Genomic DNA, 8,262 nt, shown 5'->3' with positions numbered 1-8,262 from the left:
GGGGGGCGCGCTCTACGCCGCGGGCCCCCCCCCGACTCGCATGGGGCTTCAGCCGAGTCTGGCGGCGAGGCCGCCCGTGCAGCGCACCTCGTCGCCCGCCGTGATGAGCAGTGCCTCCACGTTCGGCAGCGACTCCAGCCAGGCCAGACCCTCCCGCGAACCCATCGCGAACGCGGCCGTGGCCCAGCAGTCGGCCCAGGTCAGACGGGGGGCCACGACGGTGACGGCGACCAGGTCGGTCACCGCGGACTTGCCGGTGGACGGGTCCACGATGTGCGCCCCGCGCTCCGCCGTACCGGAGGTGGCCACGGCCAGTTCGTCGGTGCCCGCGGCGGAGATCACGGCCGCGAGTCCGCCCGGGCGGAGCGGGTCGGAGACGCCGACGCGCCAGGGCCGGTGCGGTCCCGGCGTGCCGAACATCTGGACGTCACCGCCGCCGTTCACGCTGACCCCGCTCACCCCGGCCGCCGTGAACAGCCCGGCCGCACGCTCGGCGGCCCAGCCCTTCACGATGCCGGTCGGGTCGAGCCGTCCCTCGTACGTCGTGCTGAACCAGCCGGCGCTCACCCGCTCCGCCTCGGCCCCGAGTTCCAGCACCTCGGCGACCTCGTCGTCGCACTCCGCCAGGGCCAGCTCCCCGCGGGCCAGCCGCGAGACCTGACTGTCGTCGCGGTAGGTGCTGAACACCTCGTTCACGCGGTGCAGTTGGGCGACCGCCTGTTCCAGCGCGGCCTGGACGGCCTCGGGCTCCCCGCCGCGGATGTCGAAGGAGAACACCGTCCCCATGACCTCCTCGGCGTGCCGCAACGCGGCGGGAGCCTCCGCGGGATCGGTCACCGTGTCAGACACCGGCCTTGTCCAGCGCCGACTGCAGGGACTGCTTGTAACCGCCGCTCGTGTACGACGCACCCGACACGGAGGTGATGGTCGCGCTCCCGGCCGCCACGGCCTCCTGGTTGAGCTTGGGGATCGCCAGCGCGGTCTTCTGGTCGCTGGTGCCGCCCTTGGGCGCCTGGACGGCCTCGGCCTTGGTGATCTTGCCGTTGGCGACCGTGATCCGGACCTGGACGGGCCCGTACTCGGTCGTCGCGACATCACCGGTGACGGTCTTGGCCTGGGCTGCCTGACCCGACCCGGCGGCCGAACTCTTGGACGGGGCCGCGGTGTTGGCGCCGGCCGCCTTCATCTTGTCGATGGCCGACTGCAGCGACTTCTTGTAGCCGCCGCTCGTGTACGTCGCCCCGGACACGGACGTGATGTCCGCGCTCTGGGTGGCGACCACTTCCTGGTTGAGTTTGGGCACGGACAGCGCGGTCTTCTGGTCGCTGGTGCCGCCCTTGGGCGCCTGGACGGCCTCGGCCTTGGTGATCTTGCCGTTGGCGACCGTCAGACGTACCTGGACGACTCCGTACTGGGTCTGGGCGACAGCGCCCGTGACCGTCGAGGTCCCGGCCGCCGCGGCACCGCCCTGGGGCGACTCCTGTGCGGCGGCGGCTCCCTGGGCCGCCGCACCCTGCGCGGACGCCGCTGGATCCGACGCCGGCTTCAGGGAGAGCAGCAGCACGATCCCGGACACGGTGGCGGCGCTCGCGAGCAGAACACGCCGGATGGGGTGACTCTTCTTCATCGCTCCTGGCTCCCGTCGCTCACATCTCGAACGACTCGTGATGGATACGGCGGGCGGGAACCCCGGCGCCGCGCAGTGCTTCGTAGACCGACTGCGCGAAGCCGGGCGGCCCGCACATGAAGACGTCGTGGTGGTCGATGTCCGGCAGCTTCCGGCGCAGGGACTCCGCCGAGATGTCGGGGCGTTCCCCGCCGGGACTGTTGACCGCGTACATCAGCCGGGCGCCGCGCTCGTCGGCGATCTTCGCCAACTCGTCCCACAGCGCCAGGTCCTGCGTGCTGTTGGCCCGGTAGAGAAGGGTGATGTCACCGGCCCCGCCGGGCAGCGTCTCGAACAGCGCCCGCATCGGCGTGATGCCGACCCCGCCGGCCACCAGCAGCACCTTGCCGCGGCTGCGCCGGGAGGCGGTCATGGCGCCGTACGGGCCCTCGGCCCACACCCTGGTACCGGGCCGCAGTTCGCGCAGCCGGGCGCTGTGGTCGCCGATCGCCTTGACCGTGATCCGCAGCATGTCCGGGCGGGGCGCCGCCGACAGCGAGTACGGGTGCGAGCTGTACCGCATGCCCGGCGCCAGGAACCGCCAGCGGAAGAACTGGCCGGCCTCCGCGCCCATCCGGTGCAGCTTGTGCCCGCTGATCAGCACCGACACGATGCCGGGCGTCTCCTCGATGACCGCCTCGACCCGCATCCGGTGCCGCATGTTGAGGCGGATCGGGGTGAGGATCCGGTACCAGACCACCAGCGCGGTGACCGTGCCGTACAGCCCGTACCAGACGGTCTTGGCGAGCGGCGTCAGCGCGAAGTCGTTGCCGGTGGTGATCTGGTGCCAGAAGGTCAGGAAAACCGCCGCGTACGTCAGCAGGTGTACGTGGTACCAGGTGTCGTACGGCAGCCTGCGGCGGATGCCGCCGATCGACGAGAGGCCGATGAGGAGGAACAGGCCCGTGCCGATGGCGGCCTTGCCCATGTCGGGCAGCTGGTTCACGGAGTCGATGGTCTGCTGGACGATGTCGCTCAGCGTCTTGCCCGCCTGGAGGGCGTAGCCCCACATGATGAGGAAGACGTGCGCGAAGACCAGACAGAGCGTGTAGCGGCCGCTCATCGCGTGCCAGCGGGCCACGCGGTCGGAGCCGACGCGGCGTTCGAGAGCGGGCACGCGGGCCATCTGGAGCACGACGAGTGCCATCAGGTATCCGGCCAACAGGCCGGTGATACGGCCCGCGTTGAGGATCTTGCCGTTCTGGTCGGCGATGGACGGGGTGTTGTGCCACCACAGCCACAGCACCCCGACCGCGCCCGCCCAGACGGCGAGCAGCAGCAGGGTCGCTGGGGAGCGGCGCGGGCGGATGCGGCGCATCGTCTGTCGGCGGGCGGCACGTCCGCCTGCGAGCGTGGTGGTCACGGTTCCTCCGTGGACGGGGCACAAGGGGTGTGGCGTGGCCCCTTGGCCCTGAAGTACGTGCCGTTGCGCCCGTGCGTTCAGAGTCCCGCCGAGTCCAGTGCGGACTGAAGTGACTGGCGGTAACCGTCACTTGTGTAGGTGGCTCCCGACACCGTGTCGATCTTCGCGCTCTGCGCGGACAGCGTCTCGCTCCTCAGCTCCGGCAGGGCATAGGAGTTGATCTCCTGGTCGCGCGGATTGTCCGACGGTGACTGGACCGCGGTGACATCGGTGATCTTGCCGTTCTTCACCGTGATCCTCACCTGCACGGGACCCCAACGGGTCTGCGTGGTCCCGCCGGTGACGGTCTTGGTGCCGGTGGCGGTCGAACCGCCGGACCCCGTACCGGAGTTGGCGCCGGAGGAGCTGGAGGCGGCCGGTGCGGGTGCCACCGCGATCGCGGGTGCCGTGTGCGGCTTCAGCGCCAGCAGCATCACCAGACCGGACGCGGTGACCGCGCTCGCCAGCACGATCCGGCGCAGCGGACGATTCTTCCTCAACGGATGCACGACGGCCTCACAGCTCGAACGACTCGTGATGGATACGACGGTCCGGCACACCGGCGGCGCGCAGCGCCCCGTACAGGTCCTGGGCGAACGCGTGCGGACCGCAGATGTACACGTCGTGCCCGGCGAGATCGGGCACGGCCTTGCGCAGCGCCGTCGCGCCGAGCGAAGGGCGTTGCCCCTGCGGCCCGTTGAGCGCGTACAGCACCTTCGCCCCGCGCCACTGCGCGATCGCCTCCAACTCGGCCCCCAGCGCCAGGTCTTGAGCCGAGCGCGCCCGGTACAGCAGCGTCACCTCGCCGGGCAGCGTCTCGAACAGCGCCCGCAGCGGGGTGATACCGACCCCGGCCGCGATCAGCAACGACCGCTGCGCGGTGCGCCGTTCGGCGGTCAGCGACCCGTACGGCCCCTCCGCCCACACCCGGGCCCCCGGCCGCAACAGCGCTATGGCCGCACTGTGGTCGCCGAGCGCCTTGACCGTGATCCGCAGCAGATCCCGGCGGGGCGGCGCCGACAGCGAGTACGGCGTCGACGTCCAGCCCATGCCCTCGCCGAAGAACCGCCAGCGGAAGAACTGCCCCGCCTGCGCGCCGAGTTCGTCGACATGCCGCCCGCGTACGACGACGGAGTACACGCCCGGCGCCTCCGGGTGCACGGACTCGACCCGCAGCCGGTGCCGCAGGTTGAGCCGCACCGGGGCGAGGACCCGGTACCAGAGGACGAGGGCCGCGACACCGAGGTACAGGCCGTACCAGGCGGCCGTGGCTCCGGCGTGGCCGTTGAACTCGTTGCCCAGGCTGAGTTGGTGGAAGAAGGTGAGGAACACGGCGACGTACGTGAGGAGATGGACGTAGTACCAGAACTCGTAGCTGAGCCTGCGGCGCGCGGCGCGGGCCGAGGTGATGCCGACCGCGAACAGGATGATCGCCCCGAACGTCGCCTTCAGCATGTCCGGGTAGTCCAGCACCACCGTCACCGTCTCGTGCACGATCGAGGCACGGTCCTGGGCGGCGTAGCCGAGCAGGATGAACACGACGTGCACGACGAGCAGGCAGATCGTGTAGCGCCCGGCCATCGCGTGCCAGCGGGCCACCCGGTCGGAGCCGACCCGCCGCTCCAGCAGTGGCACCCGCGCCATCAGACCCACGAGCACGGCACAGGCGTACCCGCACAGCAGCCCGGCGATCCGCCCGACCCCGGTCAGCCAGCCCGCCGCGCCGACCACCGAACCGGTGCCCGCCCACCACAGGGCGACCGTGGCCGCCGCTCCGGCCCACAGCAGCCCGAGCACCGCGCCCGCCGGTGACCGCCGGGGAGCCGGCGCCACGGGCGGTGCCGCCCGCCGCTCGTACACGGTGGTCATGTGTGCGTCCTTTCACCCGTCCTGCACGCAACTGTGCGGGCCGAACCTCTGAGGGATCTCTGAGCGGACGCCTTTCTCAGCTTTCTCAGAGGAAACTCAGAGCCGCTCACGGCGGCCGAGGGCGCCGCCAGGGGAGATGCTGGTAAGCGCCATGAACACGACCCGCTCCGGCCGACCGGCCCTCACCCGACCCGACGGCACCCCCGTGCGCGTCCTCGTCGTCGACGACGACCCCGACCTCGCCGAGGTGCTGTCCGGCGCCCTGCGCTACGAGGGCTGGCAGGTGTGCACGGCGGGCGACGGCGCCACCGCGCTCGCCGGGGCGCGCGAGCTGCGGCCCGACGCCGTCGTCCTCGACGTGATGCTCCCGGACACCGACGGCTTCGCCGTGCTGCGCTCCCTGCACGAGGTCAAGCCCGACGTCTGCGTGCTCTTCCTCACCGCCCGGGACACGGTCGAGGACCGCATCGCCGGCATCACCGCGGGCGGCGACGACTACGTCACCAAGCCCTTCAGCCTGGAGGAGGTCGTCGCCCGGCTGCGCGGACTGCTGCGCCGTGCGGGCATGGCCCGCCAGCAGGAGGAGGGCCCCCGGATGACCGTCGGGGACCTGGTCATGGACGAGGAGGCCCGCGAGGTCACCCGCGCGGGCGAACTCGTCGAGCTGTCACCGACCGAGTTCGAACTGCTCCGCTTCCTCATGCGCAACCCGCGCCGCGTCCTCAGCAAGGCCCAGATCCTCGACCGCGTCTGGTCCTACGACTTCGGCGGCCAGGCCCATGTCGTCGAGCTGTACATCTCGTACCTGCGCAAGAAGGTGGACGCCGGCCGCGCGCCCATGATCCACACCGTGCGCGGCGCCGGGTACGTGCTCAAGCCGGTGGCGTGATGACCACGGGACGGCGAGCCGTCGGACGGTGGCTGCGCCGGCTGCCCCGCCCGTACACCCTGCGGGCGCGCCTGACGGCGGGCCTGGTGGTGCTGCTCGCGGTCAGCTGCGCCGCCGTCGGGGTGGCCGCGGTCATCGAGCTGGACGGCTTCCTCACCGGCCGGCTCGACCAGCAGCTGACCGAGGTCGGCACCCAGTTCCCGGCCAGCCTGGAGCACAACGGCCAGACGCTGACCGACCACGACGCCGACGACCGGGAACGCGGCGACACCCGCCGGCAGGCGCCGGGCACGTTCGGCGCCCGCCTGGTCGACGGCACCGTCACCAACGCGGCGGTCGTGCCCACCGACAAGGACGACACCACGACCGACCTGAAGGTCGCCCTGACCGTGCGGGACCGGCGGGAACTCGCCGCGGTCCAGGTCGACGGCAGGGCCCACACCATCTACCTCTCGTCTCTCGACAGGTACCGGGTCCTGGCCTCCTCGGGCCGGGACGGCGACGTGATGATCACCGGACTCCCGCTGGAGTCGGTGGAGGCCACCGTCCACCGCCTGGAAGCGGTCGAGGCGATCGTCTTCGGCGCCGCCCTCCTGATCACCGGCTTCGCGGGCGCCCTCTGGGTCCGCTGGTCGCTACGGCCGCTCAGCCGGGTCGCCGCCACGGCCACCCGGGTCAGTGAACTCCCGCTGGCCAGCGGCGAGGTGACCCTGCCGCCCCAGGCACCGGAGTCCGATCCGCGCAGTGAGGTGGGCCGGGTCGCCGGTGCCTTCAACCGCATGCTCGGCCATGTCGAGGACGCGCTCACCCACCGGCACGCCAGCGAGGAACGGCTGCGCAGCTTCGCGGCCGACGCCAGTCACGAACTGCGCACACCGGTGGCGTCGATCCGGGGCCACGCCGAACTCGCCCTGTTGCACCCGGACCCCGTTCCGCCCAAGGTGACCCGGGCGCTGGAGCGCATCACGGCCGAGTCGGCACGCATGGGCGTGATGGTCGACGAGATGCTCCTCCTCGCCCGCCTCGACGCGGGCCGCCCCCTGGAACGCCGCCCCGTCGACCTCACCCGCCTGGTCCTCGACGCGATCGCCGACGCGAGGGCCGCCGGCCCCGACCACCGCTGGACCCTGGAACTCCCCGAGGAACCGGTCACGGTCACGGGCGACGCCCACCGCCTCCAACAGGTGCTGGCCAACCTGTTGGCCAACGCGCGTCTGCACACGCCTGGTGGCACGAAGGTGACGGTGGCGGTGGAGACGGAACCGGACGGTGAGGCGACCTGCCTGGTGGTCCACGACGACGGCCCGGGAGTCCCGGCAGAGGTCCAGCCAGGAGTCTTCGAACGCTTCACCCGGGCGGACCGCCGACGCGCAGAGGGCGGGGGAGGAGGAGCGGGCCTCGGCCTGTCGATCGTGGCGGCGGTGGCGGAGGCACACGGAGGGAGCGTGGAGTTGGAAAGCCGCCCAGGGGCGACAACGTTCACGGTAAGACTTCCGTCAGGTGGACCTACCTAGGGGCGCGGGGCTGTATCGATTTGCGGCTCCGCCGCGTGGGCGCGACCAGCCACGACGCTCCCGCACTCGCCATACGACCGATATCTGAACGGCGCTCTCGCAATTCAGTACCGAGTGATAGCCGTAGCCCCGCTCACCGTCCCGATGGCGATATGCGGCCCCCGCTCAGGATCAACCCACGAAAGAAGCCTCCGCATCGCATTCCCCGGCACAGACACACAACCGGCGGTGGCCCCACGCCCGTTGACATGCAAAAAGATCCCCGCCCCACGCCCTTTCACGGGCTTGGCGTAGTTGAACCCGACGACGAACCCGTACGCGTACTGAGTCGGATAGGAGATCAACCGCTCGGACTCACCTGCCCGACAGTCCCCGGCCAGCGGCTCACTCCACCGGTTGTAGACCCGAGACCGAGTGTCCTCACACCACCATGAACTCCCGCTCACCCGCCGGTACTTGGCGAGGGTCCCACCCGGAGCCGCCTTGATCCCGAAGGCATACGGCAGGTCGTACAACCCGGTAGGAGTCGTGTACGACCCCTGCTTACGCGCCCCGCCTTCGACGAGCCCCTTCGCCCCGAACCGCGCGGCCGCAGAACCGACCTTCACCCACGCCCCACCCCGCCGCTCCCACCAACTGAGCGTCCCCGCCGTGGAGTTGGCGCTCGGAGCCTGAGCGAGGACCAGCTGACTCCCACCCCCGGTGTCCGCGAGCGACGAGGGTGACGGAGGCTCCACCGCACGCGCGGGTTCCGCACCGAGCAGCAGAAGGAGGGACGCGGACGCGAGGGCGACGACACCGGGACGCATGGCTCAGACGGTAGAGGCTGGGCGCGCTGACGGCAGCTCAGGTGGGCCGAACAGGCAAGGTGTCCCGGCCCGGACATCACCGTGGCCGCCCCGGCCGGCGTTCATCGGGGCGG

8 protein-coding genes are annotated in these 8,262 nt (G+C 71.4%); 2 read left to right on the top strand and 6 right to left on the bottom strand.

What is annotated here, in order from left to right; all coding sequences use genetic code 11:
* Nucleotides 1–48: 48 nt before the first annotated feature.
* The 5 genes from ACFWP5_RS41220 to ACFWP5_RS41200 form a co-directional block, all read right to left on the bottom strand.
* Nucleotides 49–849 (bottom strand): FAD:protein FMN transferase, encoded by an 801-nt coding sequence (locus tag ACFWP5_RS41220; protein WP_384169265.1) that lies wholly within the window; start codon nt 847–849, stop codon nt 49–51.
* Complete coding sequence (locus tag ACFWP5_RS41215) at nt 842–1,627, bottom strand: FMN-binding protein (protein WP_384169262.1); 786 nt, start codon at nt 1,625–1,627, stop codon at nt 842–844. Before ACFWP5_RS41215 ends, ACFWP5_RS41220 begins: the two co-directional genes overlap by 8 nt.
* A gap of 19 nt (nt 1,628–1,646) precedes the next feature.
* Nucleotides 1,647–3,029 carry a ferric reductase-like transmembrane domain-containing protein gene (locus ACFWP5_RS41210; protein ID WP_384169259.1) on the bottom strand — a complete coding sequence of 461 codons (1,383 nt, stop codon included), beginning with the start codon at nt 3,027–3,029 and terminating at the stop codon, nt 1,647–1,649.
* A gap of 77 nt (nt 3,030–3,106) precedes the next feature.
* Nucleotides 3,107–3,577: an FMN-binding protein gene (locus tag ACFWP5_RS41205; protein ID WP_384169256.1), complete on the bottom strand. Its 471-nt coding sequence runs from the start codon at nt 3,575–3,577 to the stop codon at nt 3,107–3,109.
* Between the two features lie 7 nt (nt 3,578–3,584).
* Entirely contained in the window at nt 3,585–4,937 is a 1,353-nt protein-coding gene (locus ACFWP5_RS41200; protein WP_384169253.1) for a ferric reductase-like transmembrane domain-containing protein, read from the bottom strand.
* A 151-nt stretch (nt 4,938–5,088) separates the two neighbouring features.
* Between ACFWP5_RS41200 and ACFWP5_RS41195 the strand changes: the two genes are divergently transcribed.
* Both ACFWP5_RS41195 and ACFWP5_RS41190 read left to right on the top strand, forming a co-directional pair.
* Nucleotides 5,089–5,826: a response regulator transcription factor gene (locus ACFWP5_RS41195; RefSeq protein WP_384169250.1), complete on the top strand. Its 738-nt coding sequence runs from the start codon at nt 5,089–5,091 to the stop codon at nt 5,824–5,826.
* The gene (locus tag ACFWP5_RS41190) at nt 5,826–7,340 is read left to right on the top strand and encodes a sensor histidine kinase (protein WP_384169247.1); all 1,515 of its coding nucleotides are present in this window, start codon (nt 5,826–5,828) and stop codon (nt 7,338–7,340) included. The genes ACFWP5_RS41195 and ACFWP5_RS41190 overlap by 1 nt, the downstream gene beginning before the upstream one ends.
* 104 nt (nt 7,341–7,444) lie before the next feature.
* Here the strand turns inward: ACFWP5_RS41190 and ACFWP5_RS41185 are convergent, their stop codons facing one another.
* Entirely contained in the window at nt 7,445–8,149 is a 705-nt protein-coding gene (locus ACFWP5_RS41185) for a L,D-transpeptidase (RefSeq protein ID WP_384169244.1), read from the bottom strand.
* Between the last annotated feature and the right edge of the window lie 113 nt (nt 8,150–8,262).

The sequence above is a fragment of the Streptomyces sp. NPDC058469 genome (assembly GCF_042721125.1).
Taxonomy (GTDB): domain Bacteria; phylum Actinomycetota; class Actinomycetes; order Streptomycetales; family Streptomycetaceae; genus Streptomyces.
Note: the sequence above shows the minus strand (reverse complement) of the source record. Positions and strands in the feature narration are given on the sequence as shown.

Coding starts and splice junctions, on each gene's coding strand:
- ACFWP5_RS41215 (WP_384169262.1), bottom strand. CDS start 1,627: ATGAAGAAGAGTCACCCCATCCGGCGTGTTCTGCTCGCGAGCGCCGCC.
- ACFWP5_RS41200 (WP_384169253.1), bottom strand. CDS start 4,937: ATGACCACCGTGTACGAGCGGCGGGCGGCACCGCCCGTGGCGCCGGCT.
- ACFWP5_RS41195 (WP_384169250.1), top strand. CDS start 5,089: ATGAACACGACCCGCTCCGGCCGACCGGCCCTCACCCGACCCGACGGC.
- ACFWP5_RS41190 (WP_384169247.1), top strand. CDS start 5,826: ATGACCACGGGACGGCGAGCCGTCGGACGGTGGCTGCGCCGGCTGCCC.
- ACFWP5_RS41185 (WP_384169244.1), bottom strand. CDS start 8,149: ATGCGTCCCGGTGTCGTCGCCCTCGCGTCCGCGTCCCTCCTTCTGCTG.